This is a genomic window from Cupriavidus sp. 05N39 (assembly GCF_056397325.1).
Genome location: NZ_JBFTNE010000120.1, coordinates 1 through 18947, shown reverse-complemented (window position 1 = coordinate 18947; position 18947 = coordinate 1). Strand labels below are relative to the sequence as shown.

The following is an 18947-nucleotide window of genomic DNA, read 5'->3' as shown; positions in this document are numbered from 1 at the left end:
GAGTGATGGCGAGCCCGGCGCCAAAACGATCTGGATCGGCATGCAGCGAACCATGGATGCTGCGTTCATGATCCTGGCGCTACGGGCTGAGGACTCATGACTTCTGTATAAGGAGATGCGCCAAGCGAGGCATAGACAAACTTGTCGGAGCGGTCAGTCGAGATGCCGCTGCCACCGGCGCAGCCGGCCAGAAACAGGGACAGGAGAATGGCCTTGCCGAGGGCAATGCGCCGCGGTGCTGCGATATCGCATTTCATTGTTGGGGCTCCTTCGACTTGTTCGGATTAACCGGATAGGGAATGGGGTGGTTGAGGCTATGTGAGTCGTAGCGCGCCGATATGACCACGCGGACCACGTCGTCCTGGAAGATATGGGCATAGATGGTGCCGGCCTCGGTGTAGGGCTCGACCTCGGCCACCTTGGTCTTGACGACATCGGTCCTTCCCTCGGGCGCGTTCCAGCTCACCTTGACCTGCATGCCGGGACGGTAGACCCGCGGCACGCCCACGCAACACGTTCCCGACGTACTGCCGTAGGCATCCATATTGCCGCCCCATTGCCCATCGATGGAGAACGAATGGATGTACTTGGCGGTGTGATTGACCCCGCCCAGCGAGGCATAGACGAACTTGTCGGAGCGGTCAGTCGAGATGCCGCTGCCGCCAGCGCAGCCGGCCAGCAGCCAGGCCAGAAGGGCCGCCACCCGGCCTACGTTGCATCGGGTCGTCGCCTGCAGGGTGCGGCCCCACTGGACCAGATCATTCTGCCCGGTCTTCTGTCGCATCTCTTCTCCTGACGCGGGAGGGCATGTGTTGCCTGAGTGGGATCGTCCGGGGCGCGCCGCCGCGACGCCGCTACCGGACCCGGCAGCGCACTACGGCTAACAAAGCCCGCCCGTGCGGGCCGCTTTGCCGTAGACCTGCGGCACCGTGATCAGCCTGACCTCCCGGGGCATTGGAAGCCTTGCAGCAGGCCGGTGGTCCATGGATTGGCGAGACTCCCGGTGTTGATGTCGAGCTTGGCCTTGCGGCCGTCGAAGTCATACTCCGCCAGGAAGTGGCTGGCGGTGGCAGAGCCAGCAAGCTTGCCCTTGGCGATGACACGCATCAGTGCCCATGGGCCGTTGGCGGTCAACGCGGAGGTATCCGGGCGAATTCGCGGACTGGCGATGATTTCGGCCGCCTGCCCGCCGCGCGGGCCAGGCCAGGTCACCTTGAGCGGAATCACCGGGCCGTGCACGTAGCGCTGGCTCTGGCCATCGAAATCCATGTTGAGCTCGACGATCTGCGGATCGAGCTCAACCACCTTCAGATCCACCTTCCACGCCATTTTTCTGGCTCCCGGTTCACGGAAGAACACCTCGCGGATCTCCTTGGCGCGCTGGAACGGGACCAGGCTCGGGCCGGCGACCGGCGGCACGTCCGGCGCGGTCAGCCTGTAGCGCCAAGGCGAGATGGTGGTGTCCACGTGCGGGGCCAGCACCTTCTGGAAGAAGTCGTCCAGCACGCCACCTTTGGCGAAGACGCGGGCGAAGTCCTCCGGGTCCACGTCCTGCACCGAGGTTGGCGTGAACGGATACTTGCCGTCGATGGCGCTGCGGCAGGTTTCGCCGATGACCGCGTCCATCTGGGCGATCAGGATGTCGCCCACGCCCTTGTTGACGTCCCGGGTGCCCTGCACCACCAGGTCCGCCAGCACCGCCTTGAACGGCGCCGGCAGCTTGGCGGCTTCCATGCGCAGTTGGTCCCCGGCATCCGCCGGGGGTGGCAGGTTGCGGGTGTTCAGCGCGTTGTTGGCCACCACCAGGCTGGTGTAATAGGCATTGACCATCCCGGCGATGGCATCCAGCTGCGGCTTGCCGCCGGCGGCTTGCGCGCCTGGGGCCGCCGTGTCCGCCTGGCCGGTGACCACCTCGCGCAGCGCGGCGAAGCGGTTGTCGACCACCTCGCGTTCCTGGCGGGTTTCGGCACGGGCAGTCAGGGCGTTGACCTTGTCGGTCGTCTTGTCCAGCATGGACAGCGCCTTCTCGGCGAGAGACTTTTCCTCGGGATCGAGCGGGCGGCTGAGCGTGGTTTCCTGCACCGCCACCCGGCCCAACCGGGCCAGCGGCGAGTCCGGCGCGGCGAAGTTGCGCAGGATTTCCAGGTCGAAGGCCAGGTTGTTGCCTGTGACCGTACGGATATCGCCAAGGAATGTCTCCCAGTGCTGGGCATACTCGTTCAGGTACAGGCGACGGATCTCGCGCGTCAGCGGATCGCTACCGGTCAGCTTGCCCGCGGCGCTCTCAAGCGTTTTTTTTTGAGCGCCGGGCCCTGTCCCCCGCCCCATCACCCACGCATCGATGGCCTGGGCCTTGCCGACGAACTCTGGCAGCCGTGCATTGAACACGTCATGGTAGCCGGCGTAGGTGAAGATCCCGGGGATGCCCCGCTCCAGCGGCTCACCGCTCGCGCGGGTAAAGACCGTGCCCGCCTGGGGCCCCACCGCGCGCACCAGCGTGAAATCCTGCGGCGCCTCCTCCATCATGGCCGCCTTGGCCCGGTCGTACAGGCGTTCGATAGAGGTATCGCCGTCCAGAAAATCGCGCGCCGAACGGATCAGGGCCTCGTTCTTCGCGTAGGGCGACTGCACCGCCCGGGTGCCGTCCAGCAGGCTGTCCAGGTGCTCGATCACCGCTACCCGGCCACCGAAGGCATCCGCCGCGTTGCCCGTCGCCCAGTCGCTTTGCACCCAGCTGCGCACGTCGGATGCATGGAACTTGTCCTTGTCGTGCAGCATCAGGTAGACACGCAACGTATCGTAGGTCTGCCTGGCGTCGCGCTGGCTGACGGCGGTGGACAGCACGGACTCGACCCGGCGTACCAGGTATGGCACCAGCAGGTTGTCCTCCAGTGTGGTATGGGTCTGCGTGGCCGCGCCCAGCAGGGGCGGCACACTATAGAGTCCGTAGTGCCAGTCCGTCGATGGGTCGGCGAGATTCAGCCCGGCGTGCGCGGGCAGGTCGCGGGCGGCCGCCAGCACCTCGGGCATCCCGTCCGGCTGTGCCTTCTTGTAGTACGCGGTCAGCGTGGCGGCCAGCGCCGAGGCTTTCTCCCCCTCCGCGGCCACGTAGTTCGCGTTGTGGCCGAAGCTCTTGTACAGGGCGCCAACCAGCCACAGCAAGATCACCAGCGTCAGCGCATGGCCGAGCAGGGCCAGCATGCGGAAGTGAAACTCCCAGCGCAGGTTCGGCTTGACCAGATTCGCCTCGGGCACGAGGATGCGCTTGACTACCTCCTGGAGAAAATAGCTTCGATTGCCGATCGCCTTGGTCTTGTCCACGGCGATGCCGTCGCCAATGCCCGGATGTCCACCCAGAACGCGAAAGCCGCCCTCCCCTCGCTCCAGCCTGCGATGGACGCCGCTATAGTCACCGACCACCGCGTGCTCCGACTGCGTCGCACTGGTGAAATACACCCCACGCAGCATATGGCGCCGCTCGGTATCATCGAAGCGCGAATCCAGGAAGATCTGCTCCATCATCTCCACAAGCGGTTGCGTCAGGCTCGTAAACTCTGAGCGCAACGTCAACAAGCGTTGGCGCCGGACCGCGTCAAATTCATCACACATCCGATTGTTGATCTCATCCCGCAGGTGCCCGGCCAAGCGTTCCATCTCGTCACGGCAGCGCTCCAGGAGGTCAACCGCAGGCTCGCCACGCTTACGCTTCTTGTCCCCGTAGGGGAGCGTGAAGCCCCAGGGCTGCGCACGCCCCTCGCTTGACAAATCCTGGAAATATTCAGCAAAGCCCGCCAACTGATCGAGCTTGGTAATGAGCACATAAACCGGGAACTGGATGCCAAGATCTCGCCGCAGCTCCATCAGCCGGGCGCGCAGCAAGGCTGACTGTGCCACCAGTTCGTCGGGCGAGCGCGTAAGCAGGTCGGTAATGCTGATGGTGAGCAGCACGCCATTGATGGGAGCCCGCGTACGGTACTTGCGCAACAGGCCCAGGAAACCCTGCCACTCGGCCGAATCGGTTGTGGGACTCACCCCATGCGTGGCATACCGGCCGGCCGTGTCAATCAGGACCGCATCGTTGGTGAACCACCAATCGGCATGAACGGTAGCCTTGTGCGCACGTGCGGCCGCGCTCATCTGCTCCGCAATGGGAAATTGCAGACCGGCATTGAGCAACGCCGTCGTCTTTCCCGCGCCTGGCGAACCGAGCACCATGTACCACGGCAGTTCGTACAGGAAGCGCTTGCCCTCGAGCAAGCCGCGAAGCCCCCCCAAGCCGCGCATCCCCTTCAGTTTCTGCACCGCGCTCTGCATGGCCCGATCGACGATAGCAATATCCTTCTTTGCTACCACCTCCTTGGGCTCTCCGCCAATCCTCAGCACCCGCTGGAGAAACAGGTTGTCAGTGCGGGCACGCCTGATCAGCAAATACAGCGCGTAGGCGGCGAACAGGAAAACGATGACCGATATCAGCACGATGCGCACCGATGCCGGCGCCAGCGGCTTCCCGGCGCCAACGGCCAGCAGCGGCCCCGCATGCCAGATCAACAGGCATAGCGCGGCGGCGCCGACGGCGGAAATCGGCAGGCCAACCAGCCAGAACAGTAGCAGCGTCATCAGCAGCACAATGATCACGACGCGCATGCCAACACCGGCCAACGGCTGCATGCCGTTGAAGCCGAGGAGCGGACCGATGAACCAGATGGCCGCCGCTACGACCAGGACCGCCAGGAGCGCGAATGCCTGTCGGGAAAACAACACCGCGCCAATACGTTTCAGAAATTCCATCCCTTGACCTCGGTTACTGCGTAACGACGATTTCAACCCGGCGATTCTTCGCCCGGTCGGCTGGCGTCTTGTTGCCGGTGAGCGGCTCGGTATCGCCCTTGCCGATCGCTTCGAGGCGCCCTTTGGCTACCCCCTTGCTCGCCAGATACTCCGTCACCGTGGCGGCGCGCTCCTCCGACAGTGCCTGGTTCGATGGATACTTTGGTGTCCTGATGGGTACGTTGTCGCTGTGGCCGATCACGGTCACCTTTCCGGTCACCTTGTTGATCTCCGCGGCTACCTTGTCCAGCAGCGGCAGGACCTTGCTACTGACCTCGGCCCGTCCGCCGCCGAACATGTCGTCGCCGCGGAAGGTGACGGCACTGCGCGTTGCATCCTCCTTCACGCTGACAACCCCGCGCGCAATTTCCTCCTTGAGCAGTTCAGCCAGGCGCAGCGCCCTCGGCGGCTCCGGCGGCGCGATCTTGCCGATGGCGAGGATCTGCTGTTCGACTTCGTGCGTACGGACCAGCAGTTGGTACTTGAACCAGGCGAATAGCCCAAACAACACCAGCGCCGACACGGAAACCGTCACCCACACGGGCAACGATCGCAACGGCCTCAGCCGGCCCGCGGGCTCGCCACGCCAGTGCGGGGAAAGCTCCCGCGGTACCTCCCCCCGCTTGCTGGAGATGAGACTGAACAACCGCTTCCGAATGGCATCCAGTTGCTGGTGCCCATCGGTCTGGCTGACATATCGGCCGATAAACCCCAGCGACAGGATCTGGTAGAACATCTCGATCAGGTCCAGATGCTCATCGGGGCTGGCCAGCAACCGGCCAAGCAGCAGGAAGCACTTGTTTCCGCCTTCGGTATCCTGATGCAAGCTGACCAGCAAGCTGTGTTGCGGCCAGCCGTCTCCCCCCCATGCTTTGTTGTGCGCGGCCTCGTCCAGGGCTGTGCAAAGCAGGTAGTGCGCACCCACGACGTGTTCACGCCGGATGTTGGCGCGCTCGCAAAGTTGCTGAAATCCCTGCAGCTCTTCCACCAGGAGGAGGCGCAGCGCCAGGGCAGCACTCATGTCAGGCGTCGCCTCGCCAGACTTCGCCTCGTCGGGCTTCGGTTCGTCAGGCGTCGCTTTGTCAGGCTTCTGCGCTTGCGTCACCGGCAGCTTGTCCGGCATTCCGGCCAGCGCCAGCATGAGCGGCTGCGCAGCTTCCAGCAGGGGATTCGGCGCCTTCCCGACGCGCGCGAGTTTTTGCTCAAGGGTCTCTGGCGCTCGCCATTCCCACGGCCTGCGCGGCGGGGAGGCCGGCTCGGCCGCGGCCGGCCCGGGGCCGGCCGGGCGCTTTTCCTCGGCCGGCGGTTGCTGGCCGTCCTGCACAGCAGGCTGGATCTTGCTATCCGGCGCCAGGGATGCCGGATCGATTGGCTTGTTCATCGTACCCCCCAAAGTTCAAGCCGCAGCCCGGGAAAGTGGCCCGCGACGTGCATGGCAAGACCGCCGAAATTGGCCACCTGCTCCCACAGCGGATGGCTCTGCGTCAACTCGAAATAGATGTGGCCGGCATTGAACGGGATCTGACGCGGTGGCACAGGCAAGCCCTGCAGGGGAATCCCTGGCAGGTGCGAACGGATCAGCTCCGGCACCCGCTCGGCTGGGCCCACCTTGACCTGTGCCGGAAACTGTTGCTGCAGCGCATCGGCGGGCATCTGAGCGAAGACGGCAAGGACAAACGTCGAGAAGCGCTGAATCTCCGCAGGCTCCAGCACGGCAAGCCGGAAGCCGTGCGGCTGGTCGAGCAACTCGATACGCCGCGCCCCACGTTCCAGCACGACGTTGAGCAAGTAGCGCAGGTCATCGACCAACGGCTTGATGCAGGTATGCGGCTCCCCGTGCTGATACGGATCGTACTTTCGCGGACGCCGCGTGTCGGTTCRCACAAAGGTCGAGAGCTCACCTGCCAACGCGCAAAGGTGCAGATAGAGCGTTTCCGGCGACGCCGCCTTGGCGTCCAGCAAATGCGTCAGTACCGGCTCATAGCGATTGAGCAGCTGCAAGATGAGGTATTCCGATATCTCCGCGGCATCCCCGCCTCGGGTGCTCCCCGCGGTGAGATTCTCGGCCWTCGAATTGGCGCGCAGGTGCAGCAAGCCGTGGATTTCCGTCAGCCACGTCATCAACTGGCCGCTGGCCGGGTACACGTTGACGGGCGGTATCAAGCCAGGGTCCAGCTTGGCACTGCCATCGGCTCGAATCTCCGTGACCCTCGCCAATGGCAACCCGATCCACGACTTCGTCAGTTCCTTCCCTGGAAGCAACCGAAGCCTGAGGTCCGAAAGCTGGACCAGCTTGGGACCCTGTGCAATCGAGTTCGCGTCCAGCAGATCCTCCTCGAATGCCCGGTATCGCGCTAGCGAGTCCGTAGCCTCGCCGAAGCTCGTCTCCTCCGCATTCGGTGTGCGAATCGGCACGGCCAGGTAGATGACCTGGTTCAGGTGCTCATGGAGCAGCGCCAGCGGCGCGGGGAGCATGGTGTGCGCGGGTGCATCAAAGGGCGTGCCATCCTGAAACACACCCGCCGCTCCGGACACCACCAGTTTGCCTAGCGCGAGCGCTTCCGCATCGATCCCATATTCATGGAAGCCCCAGAAAAACGGGCTCAGGGCAGCAGCGCGCTTGTGAGCGTAGTGCTCAAGATAGCGCTCCTGCTGTTGAAATAGCTGCGGGCGCAGGAAGAGCCCTTCGCTCCAGACGACTTTGTTGTACCAGCTCATGAAATCAGTCAGGTTTAGTAATTGTGATGGTCTGCTGGTCCAATGCGACTTGCAGCTTGATCTTGCGCGCCGGAACGACGGCTCGGTACCAGGCAATCTCCGGTGCCGGCGGCAACTTGAAGATGGAGCGCCAGGTGGCCTGGCCAAGGTCCCGGTAGCCGACCAGAAAGCCGATTGCCTTGGTGTCCGGATTCAGCTTGCGCTCGATATCGCGCGATTCTCCCGGGCGGAGAATGAATTCATCCCGCACCAGCAGATCCTGCGTCAGCAGCGTCTTGTCTGACTTATCCAGGGAGAAATAATCGGCGCTCTCGAAGGCGATCTCGGTCTTGAGTTCATAAACGCGCACCAGCACAGGAGACGCCCGCCCCTTGTCGTCGGGATTGACCGTCGACTTCGCCTCGATGGCAAGATCGAGCTTCATCTGCTCGTTTTGGGCCGGAGCGCTCGCGCACCCCGAAAGCAGCGCGAGTGCAAGCCCACCTGACGCCAATAGCGCGCGCCGGTATCCGCTAACCAACGGCCGCTCCATGATTTGCGCCATGCCTTACCCTCCGACCACGCCCGGCAGGCTGCCGATCAGTTGGCAACCGCATTCCGTGCGATGACCGTCCAGCGCCGCGGGCCATCCGCCGATCAGGAATTTTTCGTCACCTTCCACAATCTTGTTGATGCCGTGAGGCCGACCGTCCGGATACCGCTGCGGGCAATCCACCAGATCCCCCTTGCGGGCGACCGGCCGTCCCCGCAAGAGATGTTTCTCCGAACCGGAGATCACCTTGCCACCGTGTGTCGTCGTGTCTCCGACGGTAATGAGTTTTTTTCCCATCATGCTTTCCAAAGTAAGAGAATTCCAAGTCGCCGAAAGGCATCCACAAACACGCAGAGTCCTTGAATGAACGCCCGACTGTGGATCTGCAGGATGTGCATCAAGTCGCATCCGGGGAACCGGGCGGCAGATACGCACTGCGCGCCCGCCATAGAACAAAGATGTCGTTCGCCCCTTCGCACTGAGCGACTTCTACGATCCCAGGCAAACTCCGAAGCACAGTTACCCGTTTTTGTCGAAGATCTTTCGGAATTTCATTAGGCCCATGCCATTGACCGCGTGTTCGTTGACGCCCATATCAATGAAGCCCGCCATCGAATCGTGGACATAGAGGTCGAACAAGCGCTCCACCGGGGGCGACAGCCGGTTGATGTCGATGTGGTCGACGATCTTGTAGAGATGCTGCATCTTGATATCGCTCGGCTTGCCGAACATGGCGGAGTGATATGTTTTGGCCGTCTTAGGGTCGTACAGAGGATCATTCGGCGGAACGCGGTGCATCAACTCGGCTAGCCGAATCAACACAGTCATTGATGTCTTATCGAGATGGCTCTTGTGCTCAGGCGACGCCGACTGGTACCAGGGCCGGTCCTGGTAGGTGGCGCGGTACTTGAAGCGGTAGCTGAAATACAGTCCCATGTGCCTCGCATGCACTTCCTCCACCGGCCCGCTCCCCATCGCGCTGGCTTGCAGGTAGTTGTTGAAGTCCGAGATAACGTGGGCTGCCGGAGTCAAGTCAGCACGATCGTTGGCCTGAAGTTCCTCCCAGTGCATGAGCGGCACGCCCGCCTTTAAGGCCTCCTGGTACATATTTGCACCAGGAATCGTGCTCATGAAACTGTCCGTAGCGCGCGAGATACCGAGTGCGCCAGGGGCATACCCGCCCCCAACATCGGAATGGGCGCCCGGATACATGACCTCCTTAGCGTTGGGCGGGTATGTTTCACGCACACGTACTGAATCCAACGGAAAGCAGGCGCGCACCTCGTGCCCGGCAACGTAGTGCACGCATTGCTCGATCGCAGGATGGATCTCCATCGTGTCGTCGGCCCACCCCTGATGGCCCTCCACAATGCCATTGGCAGACAAGTCCGCAAGCCCTACCGAGGCTACCGTGTCAAAGATGCCGAGAAAATGCAGGCGGATCGGAATGCCAGCAAATAGCCAGCCACCTTGCTGCTGTTCACAGACGTCAAACAGCCAATTTGCAAACGTGCGCGCCTGGGCCGCGCCACGCGAGAAGCCAAAGACCGATAGGTTGATCTGCTCAATCCGTGGCTTCTTGCCCCGAAGAGCTAGCTGGAGCTTCTCCTGCAAAAAGCGGAGTTCATTACGCCGCTGCCATCCGGGGCTGAAGATGCTTGATAGCTTGTCAACAATAGACTTCGCCTTGTCATCYGGGATCAAGACATCCTTGGTCACATAGTCGTATGGGGAATTCAACAGCTTGATGAATCCCCATAGGATGCGAGCCTCGCCGCCAGCGGCGGCTGCACTACCGAGCGTGCCGCCGGTATCGCCGACCTCTGCGAAGGGTGTCCCAACACCTGGAACGTAATGGGCATAGATGCCACTATCGGCGTCGTCCTTATGAGCATGGAAGAGCCGCACAACGTTGCTGTGCTTGCGGTTCTCTTGGGAAAACGACACCGGCAGCTTGGGCCGTACTCCAGACTTTATGGCTTTGACCTGCTCATCGGCGGGGACTCCCTCGTAGTCTTCCATACGGTTGTTGCCGGTACCGTCAAAGAAGATGCTCACGTTGACTTGTCCCGTGCAGGCGGGTGCACTGTCCTTAGGTAAAGTGCAAGCAAGCGCTGCTGCGCGCTGCATCGCCTCGCGCGGTGACAATGATCGAAGGCCACCTGTCGGAAAGAGATCTGGTGAGCTCGTTGTCATCGCTGCCCCCCTTTCCCGCGAGGCAAGGGATAGGGATAGTCCGGATGACCTGGCCTCTTCGTGGTCACCAGCACTTTGACCTCATCGCCTGGGAAAAAATGCACGGCAAAGCGGCCCATATCTTCAGGCATGTAAGGAGGCACCTCCACGATTCGATTCTTCCAAGGAATCGGGTTCGCATTCCGGTCTTCCGTCCACTTCACCGTGACCGTCATGCCCGGCTGCCATTCCCCCGGTACCGAAATGCAACAGACAAACTTGCCGCCGCCGCTGTGCGGATAGATATTCGGGCCGGGATAGCCATTGACGCTATATGCTGCAACATACTGATCCGTGTAGTTGTAGCCCACCAGGTCCATCGCGGTGGCAGGGCGACTGACAGCGCAGGCCGCGCCAAGCATCGCCATGGACACAGCAAGGGGGCGGAGAACAGACTRCATTCGGGTTCCCATCGACACGCTCCTATTTCGGGTTGATCTTGTTTGACTCTGGCATCTGAGGGATGCGCCCCGCCCCGTATCACCTTGAGCAGTCCAGTACTGGCGGTGGCTTTTCTTTTCGGCAGTGAGCAAGCCAGCGGGGACGAGTTCCAGGGATTTTCGATCATTTGTCTTTCCCTTCTCGCGGCGACGGATAGGGATAATCGGGGTGCCCGGGCCTTATGGTCGTAACCAGTACCTTCACCTCATCGTTTGGGAAGAAGTGCACCGCGAAGCGGCCCATGTCCTCAGGCTTGTAGGGGGGCACCTCCACCACGCGCGTTCGCCAAGAGATCGGGCTGGCGTTACGGTCTTCCGTCCACTTCACAGTGACCGTCATGCCCGGCTGCCATTCCCTTGGCACGAAAATGCAGCAAACAAAGCTGCCACCACCCGCATGCCGGAGAATATCGCCGCCGGGGTACCCGTTCACGACGTACATGGCCACATACTGGTTCGTGTGGTTGTATCCCACCAGGTCCATCGCGGTAGCAGGGCTGCTGACAGCGCAGGCTGTGCCCAGCATTGCCAGGGACACAGCAAGGCGGCAGAGAACAGACTGCATCCGGGTTCCCATAGATACGCTCCAATTTCGGGTTGAGCTTGACTCTGGCATCTTAGGGAGCACCCTGCCCCACATCACCTTGGTCGGGAAGAGTTCCGCGGATTGCGTAGTCATCGCCCGACACCTTCGTCAGGGTATGGATAGGGATAGTCAGGATGGCCAACAATCTTCGTTGTGACCAATACCTTTACCTCATCGTTGGGGAAGAAGTGCACCGCGAGATGACCTCGATCCTTGGACGTATAGGGAGGCACGTCAACAATGCGCGTTTTCCAGGGGATCGGGTTGGTGTTTCGCTTCCCCGACCATTTCACCGTGACTGTCATGCCGGGTTGCCATTCAGCGGGTACAGAAATGCAACAGACAAATTTTCCGCCCCCCTCATGCGGGTAGATATTTGCGCCCGGATAGCCGTTGACGCTATATGCAGCCACATACCGATCCGTGTAGTTGTAACCCACCAGATCCATGGCGATTGCGTGACTGGTTGCTGTGCACGCCGTGCCAAACGCCGCAAGCAGCAGTGAAAGACTGCGGTAGATTCTTCTAGGCCAGGAGTTCATGGCTATTCCTCGTGTCGATGCATATATTCCCAGTGCCATCGGAAAAGACCCTCACATTGAGTTACCCGGGGGCATTGTCCTGAGGCAAAGTGCTGGCTAGCCCCCGCCGCCCGCTGCATCGCCTCGCGCGGCGAAAGCGCGTGCAGGCCGCGAGTCGGAAAGAGCTCCGAGGATCGCGCGGTCATTTCTTGACACCTTCGTCGGGGTACGGATATGGATACTCGGGGTGACCAGCAGTCTTCGTCGTGACCAGCACCGTGACCTCATCGTTGGCTAAGAAGTGCACCGCGAGATGACCCCGATCCTTAGCCGTATAGGGAGGCACCTCCACCACACGCGTTTTCCATGGGATCGGGTTGGCGTTGCGGTCTCCCGTCCACCTCACCGTGACCGTCATGCCCGACTGCCATTCCCTAGGCACAGAAATGCAGCAAACGAAGCCGCCGCCGCCCGCATGTGGGTAGATGTTGGCGCCTGCAGAGCCATTGACGCTATATGCTGCGACATACTGATCCGTGTAGTTGTAGCCCACCAGGTCCATCGCGGTAGCAGGGCTGCTGACAGCGCAGGCTGTGCCCAGCATTGCCAGGGACACAGCAAGGCGGCAGAGAACAGACTGCATTCGGGTTCCCATCGACACGCTCCTATGTTGGGTTGAGCTTGACTTCGGCAGCCTAGGGCGTACCCTGCCCCGCACCACCTTGACCTGTCCGCTGGCGCCAATAGCCTCGTAGCCCTCCTGCTGATGGTTGCCAGCGCCGTCGAAGACGACACCCACATTTTCCCGTTCGGCACAGGCGGCCGCTTTGTCATTGAGCAATGTGCGGGACAGCACCGYGATGCRCCGCATCGCCTCGCGTGGCGGCAGCGCGCGCAGGCCGCCAGTTGGGAATATCTCAGGGGATGGCGCGGTCATTTCCGGACACCTTCGCTGGGATAGAAATGGTAGGGATAGTCAGGGTGCCCAGGTGCTTTCGTTGTAACCAGCACCGTGACCTCATCGTTGGGAAAGAAGTGCACGGCGAGATGACCACGATCCTTGGCCGTATAGGGAGGCACATCCACCACCCGCGTCTTCCACGGGATCGGGTTGGCGTTACGGTCTTCCGTCCACTTCACCGTGACCGTCATGCCCGGCTGCCATTCCCCTGGTACCGAAATGCAACAGACAAACTTGCCGCCGCCGCTGTGCGGATAGATATTCGGGCCGGGATAGCCATTGACACTATATGCAGCGACATACTGATCCGTATAGTTGTAGCCCACCAAGTCCATAGCGGCAGCCCGATTTGCCATGGAACACGCGGCGCACAGCACGACAGCTAGCGGTGATAGACGAACGGAAATCTGTTTCCATCTGATGTTCATGCGAGCTCCGATCTCGGGCGTAACTGGCAACGTACGTTGCTACGATTCCAGCACCTTCAGGCACCGCATTGGCATGCGTGCGCCAGTAAGGACCGTCTCCGTGTGACGGCTTGGCGACCGTCGAGAACAACTTCGTACCTATCGGTCATTCCCTGGGTTTTCCTCCGGGAGCCGCACCAGATCGCTCTCGATGATGTGCGGCATGGCCGCCTGGATGTCGCGCGTGTTCTTCTGCACGGCAATCGCCCCGAAGAGCGCCAGGGCGAACGACATGCCATAGAAGCCCTTTTCGCTCAACGCCAAGTTGGCGTTGAATAGCCCGACACACAGCAAGAGGACAGCCAGCAGCACTGACACCCAGCTCAGGCCGTAGTAGATCGCCGTTACGGGAATGCCCTCGAGCTTGTCTCGTACGCTCTTTTGCACGGAGACGGCGGCAAACAGTCCGTAGACAAGCACCGTAAAGTAGTAGCCGCGCTCGTTCAGCTGCATTTCCGCGTTGAACAATCCAACAAGGAATGCGAGAAATCCTGCTAGCAAGGCGGCCCATGAGGACGCAACGAAGGCAAACGAAGGCTGTTGGGTAGTGTTTTTCATTTCACGTGTGTAAATGGGTTGGCGATACCGATGGATGCCGCACAGGCAAGTGCTACAACGTAATGGGGTGCCATCGCTAGCTTGAACATCTTCACGCCTTGAACGCATTGACCGCATTGACTGCCTCGATGGCTGCGGCGAGTTCCCCACGCGCCCAGCCCCGCTCCGCGATGAGTCGGAGGAGCTTCGGGTTCGTCAGGCCCTTGTGGTCGGTCTGTGTGTCAAAAATCCCCAGCGCAAGGATGTCCGGAAACGCGTCAATCTCCTGGGCGCGTGCAAACTCGCACACCGCCTTGATCTTCTCGAAGAATCCCGCCTTCGCCGTTGCCGGCAAGATCCCCGGCAACTGCCGGAACATGGCGTCGATGACCGAATCAGGTACGCCTCGCTCTAGCAGCTTGTTGAACTCCCGCCGCCCGAGCGCGAGCGGAAAGACAGGCGCGGCAATGGCATCCGCGACCGGAGCCTGCTCGAGCTGTCCTGCGCGATCGACGTACCACCATTCGCTTAGCTCATGGGTCAACKCCGCCCAGGACTCCTGACGGAGGACCTCCGGAAGCATCGGCAGCACCCGCGTGTCGGCAAAGCGCAGCAGCAGCTTCTGCCCATCCTCGGTCGAGACGCGCGCGCACTTCTGCCAATTCGGCTTGAGTTCGGCGGCATTCCTGGATGAGGCCACAATGCTGAACATTGGCCGCCCGGCGCAATGCCGTGCGAGGCCAAGAATCTGCTCCCTCAACACCTCGGCGCGCTCCACGATCAGCGGGATAAGAAGTGGGGAAACCTCGAGCATGGCGTCCAGCTCGTCGCAGGCATACAACGCTTCTGGCGAGCCGGGGTAATCGCGCCGGCCGCCATCGTGATCGAACGCACCATCAACGACCGCAGTCCAGTTTGCCTTGGGATTTGCCGAAACCAGCTCGATCAGCCTGGTGGAGACCTCGGCGAGGTTCAGTGGATCAACCGCGAAATACATGTATCCATCCCTCCCTAGACCGCAGCGAGCGCACTGCCCGACTTAAGTGCCTTGATGAAGCACTCGATGCAGAACGGCTTCGGTGTGACCGGCATCTGCATCGGCAAGCTCTGCTCTTCCGGCCAGGAGTGGTGCGCGGCGTGCGCGACGTATTTCCCCTCGGTCAGGTGCGTGATGCCGGCGGCCTCGTACTGGGTAAAGCTGCCGCCGCCACCGATCAGCAACTGCTTCTTTGCAATGACGCGAATGCTGTCCTCGGTGCTGATGATGCTGATGCCAAGCTTCGCAAGCAGTCCCATCGTGTCGTTCTGGGCCTGAATTTCAATGGGGCCACGGCTCGCGAACAGCTTGATGCCGAACTTGTGGGCACAGATGGAGACCAGCTCCCTGACGCTGGCGAGAAAGCTCTTCCCGACGTTGAGGGACATGTGCTCGCCCGTTGTCAGCGATGTGTGGAGCTTGCTGTGCAGATGCGTGCTTTCTTCAGCGGTGGCCGCGATGCCGGCGGCGCTCGACACCACAACGTGGGGAGACGTCAGTTCCCCGAGTGCCTCCCCGGATCCCTTGATGGCATCGTTCTGCTGCGCGATCGTCCTGGCGACGTCCTTCTGCTCTTCGTGCTGCGCCTGGGAGTTCGCCGACGCTTCCTCGAGGGCCTGGGCGATCTCCAGCGCGCCTTTGAGGCGGGCTATCGTCTCGCGCATATCCATGGCGTGGCTGCGGGCATTCATGCGTGCTTCGGTGCTGAGCAAGGCGCCCTTGGCGGAACGCAAGGCCATGTGGCCGTCGGTGCGAAGCTCGGCGCCCTCGCCGCGCTTGTCTTTTCTGCCTCCCGCATCGGGAATGCGGGTAATGTGGCCAACATTGAGCTGCGACAGCAAGTGGTCCGACGACAGCTGCGATTGAATCTCGCCCTGCGTGTCGTCCATCACCAGGTGGTTGTGCCGGCCACCGCCGATTTCCTTGGAGCGGAATCCAGACAGCGCGTGCTGGTCCGGCAAGTTCCAGGGCGGCATATTGAGCTGGTTCGGAACCCGCCCCACGATGATCGGCAGATCCGGATCGCCGTGCAGGAAGTCGACGATGACCTCCTGTCCGATACGGGGAATGTGGATGGCGCCGTACTGATCGCCGTGCCATGACGACGCGACGCGCACCCAGCAAGAGCTGTGCTCGTTGCGTTTGCCGTACATATCCCAATGCAGCTGGATTTTCACGCGACCGTACTGATCCGTCCACACTTCCTGAGATTCCGGCCCGACAACGGTTGCCGTTTGAGGCCCCGTTGTGCGGGGCTTTGGCTGCGTCCGGTCCGGGCGGAATGTTTCCGTGGTCGGCTGCACCTCGAACTCCACCGCGCAGCGCCAGCGCTGGCCCTGGCCGCTCTCCTCCGCGACTTCCTCGAGCATCAGCTTCGTCGCAAAGATCAGGTATTCACAGTTTGCCTTCTGCTCGGGATGCCGAGCCAGCGTGAACGTACAGCCCGGAACGACACCACGCAAGTTTCCCTTCCCATAGGCGAGACGGCCATGCTGACGCAACTCCTCCATGCGCATGCGGGCGGTCACATCTCCTTCCTGCCACGGGTCATTTCCGGTGGCGGGCTGCGCATGATCGCCGGGCCATTCATACATCTCCTGGTCGCGATGGCCCGTCTCGCGGGGCTGCTGCGTCTTTACCGTGAGGTCTGCTCTTGGCTTGACGAAGTCATAGTCGTTGGAGCGCCATTTCCCAGTCACCAGCTGGTCGACGACTGTGAAATCCGAGATATGCTCTTCATCCACGCGGTCCGCACTCGAATACCATTTGATCGTGTGATAGGCGCTGCTCGTGAATTTCCTGAACGCACCATTGCCGTCGGTCAGGATCAGACGGTGATGGCCCTCGCTATGCTCGAAGAACCAAGCGATGCCCCACTCCTCGGTGATGCGCTGGAAGAACTCGAAATCGGTCTCGCCATACTGGACCTGGTACTCTCGCCGCGGATACTGGACCAGGCTGAGCCGCTTTTCGACCGGAAAGTTGTAGTCCGCCAGCAGTTCATCGAGTATTTCGATGACGGTCTTCTGCTGGTAGGTCTTGTAGTCCATGGTCAGCGTGGCAAGCCAGAGCCACGGCCGCAGCACGAAGCGATAGACAAGGTGGCGGCCCTCCGGCGTCGGGCCAGACACGCGCGTCACCAGGCCGGTGATCTCGCGCTTGCCAGCGCCGAGCCGTCCCTCCAGACCGGCGCCTGCGCCATCCAGTTCGATCTCGATGGTCAGCTCGCGGCCTTCAAGGGCCTCCTTGTCGAGATTCGCGCCCGGCCCAAAGGCGAAGTTCTGATCGTCCGCCGTCTTGAGTTCCAGTTCGTATTCAAAGAGGTCGCAAAGCGCTTCCCTGCCACTGACGCGCACCACTGTCAGCGCCGGCTGCCCCAGTACCTCGGGAAGGCCGGGTCCTTTGACCGTGACGGTACGATGACTGCCGAATCCGGGGATGCTGAGGGACGAGACCATCTTCTTTCTCCTGTTGAAACGGGTACAACCGCTTTGAATACGAATCGCCTGTGACAACAATCGCCTGTGACAAACGAAAGTTGCCGTCCATCCGTCAGTGCCGTGAGCGGATGGACGGAGTCCGTCAAGCTTCCTTGTTGCCCTTGATGTCATAGCCGGCGGTCACGGCACCGCCGCTGCCGCCCTGGGCGTTTTGCACCACATACTCTTGCTTCACCTTGGAGAACGACAACGCCACCTTCTCGCGCATGCGCACTTCGTCGTCCACCGAACCCCTTGGACTCACCAAGGTGACGATCACATCGGTCATGGTGAGCTTCAGATACTCGAGCGGATTTCCACCGGCCTTGCGCACCACCAGAACGGCCTCGTTAATGTGCTTGCCCGTCAGGCAGTACTTCATCAGGTTGGGCGAGGCGCGATCGATGAAGTGCTCGAAGGTCATATCCGACACGGTCGCCTTGCCGGCACCGCCGCCGCTGCCTGCGTGCATGGTGGACTGCTGCTCGATGCTCCATTCCCAAGCCAGTACCTCGACCTCATTCTTGTGCGACGTGTCCTGCGACTCGCCGTCGATGCCATTGATCTTCAGGAAAATGTCCTGTGCCATTGCAAAGCTCCTTCACGTTAAGACAGGTACTTCAGACAAAAACCACAGCGGCTCCCCCGAGCCTGCCGGTCGCAGGCCCGTTCGGTAGAGTCCGTGGGGATTCGGTTTGGATTTGGCGGGTAAGCCTTAAGCCGCGTCCTTGACCGACGGCAGGCGGGCCACCAGGCGCAGCGACACCGTCAGGCCTTCGAGCTGGAAGTGCGGACGCAGGAAGAACTTGGCGCTGTAGTAGCCGGGGTTGCCTTCCATTTCCTCGACCACCACCTCGGCGGCGGCCAGCGGACGGCGGGCCTTGGTCTCCTGCGAGGAGTTGGCCGGATCCGCGTCCACGTAGTTCATGATCCATTCGTTAAGCCAGCGCTGCATATCCTCGCGCTCCTTGAAGGCACCGATCTTGTCGCGCACGATGCACTTCAGGTAATGCGCGAAGCGCGAGCAGGCAAACAGGTAAGGCAGGCGAGCCGACAAATTGGCATTGGCGGTTGCGTCGGCGTCGTAGTATTCGGCCGGCTTCTGCATGGACTGCGCGCCGATGAAGGCGGCATAGTCGGTGTTCTTGCGGTGCACCAGGGAAATGAATCCATTCTTCGACAGCTCGGCCTCGCGACGATCGGAGATCGCGATCTCCGTCGGGCACTTCATGTCGAGGCCGCCATCGTCGGTCGGGAAGGTATGGCACGGCAGGTTTTCCACGACACCGCCGCTTTCCACGCCGCGGATCAGCGTGCACCAGCCATAGAGCTTGAACGAGCGGTTGATGTTGACCGCCATCGCATAGGCCGCGTTGCTCCACACGTACTTGCGGTGATTGGCGCCATCGGTATCTTCCTCGAAATCGAATTCATCGACCGGGTTGGTCTTGATGCCATAGGGCAGGCGCGACAGGAAGCGCGGCATGGCCAGGCCCACATAGCGCGCGTCTTCCGAGTTGCGCAGGCCGTTCCACGGTGCATACTCCAGGTTCTGGAAGATCTTGGACAGATCTCGCGGTTCTGGAAGATCTTGGACAGATCTCGCG

Annotated in this window: 17 protein-coding genes; all 17 read right to left on the bottom strand. The window is 61.5% G+C overall.

Annotation, left to right across the window (positions count from 1 at the left end; all coding sequences use genetic code 11):
* Positions 1–253 precede the first annotated feature (253 nt).
* Positions 254–784: a DUF3304 domain-containing protein gene (locus AC1DN0_RS35300; protein ID WP_441631776.1), complete on the bottom strand. Its 531-nt coding sequence runs from the start codon at positions 782–784 to the stop codon at positions 254–256.
* Between the two features lie 149 nt (positions 785–933).
* Positions 934–4788, bottom strand: a complete 3855-nt coding sequence (gene tssM, locus AC1DN0_RS35295) for a type VI secretion system membrane subunit TssM (RefSeq protein WP_477146388.1) — start codon at positions 4786–4788, stop codon at positions 934–936.
* A gap of 13 nt (positions 4789–4801) precedes the next feature.
* The gene (tssL, locus tag AC1DN0_RS35290; RefSeq protein ID WP_477111909.1) at positions 4802–6151 is read right to left on the bottom strand and encodes a type VI secretion system protein TssL, long form; all 1350 of its coding nucleotides are present in this window, start codon (positions 6149–6151) and stop codon (positions 4802–4804) included.
* Positions 6152–6204: 53 nt separating this feature from the next.
* Positions 6205–7545 carry a type VI secretion system baseplate subunit TssK gene (gene tssK / locus AC1DN0_RS35285; RefSeq protein ID WP_477146387.1) on the bottom strand — a complete coding sequence of 447 codons (1341 nt, stop codon included), beginning with the start codon at positions 7543–7545 and terminating at the stop codon, positions 6205–6207.
* 4 nt (positions 7546–7549) lie between these two features.
* Entirely contained in the window at positions 7550–8089 is a 540-nt protein-coding gene (gene tssJ / locus AC1DN0_RS35280; protein WP_441631784.1) for a type VI secretion system lipoprotein TssJ, read from the bottom strand.
* Between the two features lie 3 nt (positions 8090–8092).
* A complete protein-coding gene (locus tag AC1DN0_RS35275) occupies positions 8093–8374 on the bottom strand; it encodes a PAAR domain-containing protein (RefSeq protein ID WP_441631850.1) in 282 nt (93 codons plus the stop codon).
* A 222-nt stretch (positions 8375–8596) separates the two neighbouring features.
* Complete coding sequence (locus AC1DN0_RS35270) at positions 8597–10135, bottom strand: T6SS phospholipase effector Tle1-like catalytic domain-containing protein (RefSeq protein WP_441631786.1); 1539 nt, start codon at positions 10133–10135, stop codon at positions 8597–8599.
* A gap of 134 nt (positions 10136–10269) precedes the next feature.
* On the bottom strand, positions 10270–10713 hold the full coding sequence (locus AC1DN0_RS35265) for a DUF3304 domain-containing protein (RefSeq protein WP_477146386.1): 444 nt from the start codon (positions 10711–10713) through the stop codon (positions 10270–10272).
* Positions 10714–10876: 163 nt separating this feature from the next.
* Positions 10877–11329: a DUF3304 domain-containing protein gene (locus tag AC1DN0_RS35260; RefSeq protein ID WP_441631790.1), complete on the bottom strand. Its 453-nt coding sequence runs from the start codon at positions 11327–11329 to the stop codon at positions 10877–10879.
* Positions 11330–11427: 98 nt separating this feature from the next.
* On the bottom strand, positions 11428–11880 hold the full coding sequence (locus tag AC1DN0_RS35255) for a DUF3304 domain-containing protein (protein ID WP_441631792.1): 453 nt from the start codon (positions 11878–11880) through the stop codon (positions 11428–11430).
* 181 nt (positions 11881–12061) lie between these two features.
* Positions 12062–12796 (bottom strand): DUF3304 domain-containing protein, encoded by a 735-nt coding sequence (locus tag AC1DN0_RS35250; RefSeq protein WP_477146385.1) that lies wholly within the window; start codon positions 12794–12796, stop codon positions 12062–12064.
* Complete coding sequence (locus AC1DN0_RS35245; protein ID WP_441631796.1) at positions 12793–13248, bottom strand: DUF3304 domain-containing protein; 456 nt, start codon at positions 13246–13248, stop codon at positions 12793–12795. The genes AC1DN0_RS35250 and AC1DN0_RS35245 overlap by 4 nt, the downstream gene beginning before the upstream one ends.
* Positions 13249–13386: 138 nt before the next feature.
* Positions 13387–13845 (bottom strand): inner membrane protein YiaA, encoded by a 459-nt coding sequence (gene yiaA, locus AC1DN0_RS35240; RefSeq protein ID WP_441631798.1) that lies wholly within the window; start codon positions 13843–13845, stop codon positions 13387–13389.
* Positions 13846–13936: 91 nt separating this feature from the next.
* On the bottom strand, positions 13937–14821 hold the full coding sequence (locus tag AC1DN0_RS35235) for a DUF4123 domain-containing protein (protein ID WP_477146384.1): 885 nt from the start codon (positions 14819–14821) through the stop codon (positions 13937–13939).
* Positions 14822–14835: 14 nt separating this feature from the next.
* Positions 14836–17319, bottom strand: a complete 2484-nt coding sequence (locus AC1DN0_RS35230) for a type VI secretion system Vgr family protein (protein ID WP_477146383.1) — start codon at positions 17317–17319, stop codon at positions 14836–14838.
* Between the two features lie 124 nt (positions 17320–17443).
* Entirely contained in the window at positions 17444–17929 is a 486-nt protein-coding gene (locus tag AC1DN0_RS35225; RefSeq protein WP_441631804.1) for an Hcp family type VI secretion system effector, read from the bottom strand.
* 126 nt (positions 17930–18055) lie between these two features.
* Positions 18056–18947 (bottom strand): type VI secretion system contractile sheath large subunit (tssC, locus tag AC1DN0_RS35220; protein WP_477146382.1); only part of this gene is annotated, 892 nt, incomplete at its 5' end.

Excerpts from the sequence above, each read along its gene's own strand:
- AC1DN0_RS35300 (WP_441631776.1), bottom strand. The coding sequence starts at position 784 with ATGCGACAGAAGACCGGGCAGAATGATCTGGTCCAGTGGGGCCGCACC.
- tssM (WP_477146388.1), bottom strand. The coding sequence starts at position 4,788 with ATGGAATTTCTGAAACGTATTGGCGCGGTGTTGTTTTCCCGACAGGCA.
- tssJ (WP_441631784.1), bottom strand. The coding sequence starts at position 8,089 with ATGGCGCAAATCATGGAGCGGCCGTTGGTTAGCGGATACCGGCGCGCG.
- AC1DN0_RS35275 (WP_441631850.1), bottom strand. The coding sequence starts at position 8,374 with ATGGGAAAAAAACTCATTACCGTCGGAGACACGACGACACACGGTGGC.
- AC1DN0_RS35260 (WP_441631790.1), bottom strand. The coding sequence starts at position 11,329 with ATGGGAACCCGGATGCAGTCTGTTCTCTGCCGCCTTGCTGTGTCCCTG.
- AC1DN0_RS35255 (WP_441631792.1), bottom strand. The coding sequence starts at position 11,880 with ATGAACTCCTGGCCTAGAAGAATCTACCGCAGTCTTTCACTGCTGCTT.
- AC1DN0_RS35245 (WP_441631796.1), bottom strand. The coding sequence starts at position 13,248 with ATGAACATCAGATGGAAACAGATTTCCGTTCGTCTATCACCGCTAGCT.
- yiaA (WP_441631798.1), bottom strand. The coding sequence starts at position 13,845 with ATGAAAAACACTACCCAACAGCCTTCGTTTGCCTTCGTTGCGTCCTCA.
- AC1DN0_RS35230 (WP_477146383.1), bottom strand. The coding sequence starts at position 17,319 with ATGGTCTCGTCCCTCAGCATCCCCGGATTCGGCAGTCATCGTACCGTC.
- AC1DN0_RS35225 (WP_441631804.1), bottom strand. The coding sequence starts at position 17,929 with ATGGCACAGGACATTTTCCTGAAGATCAATGGCATCGACGGCGAGTCG.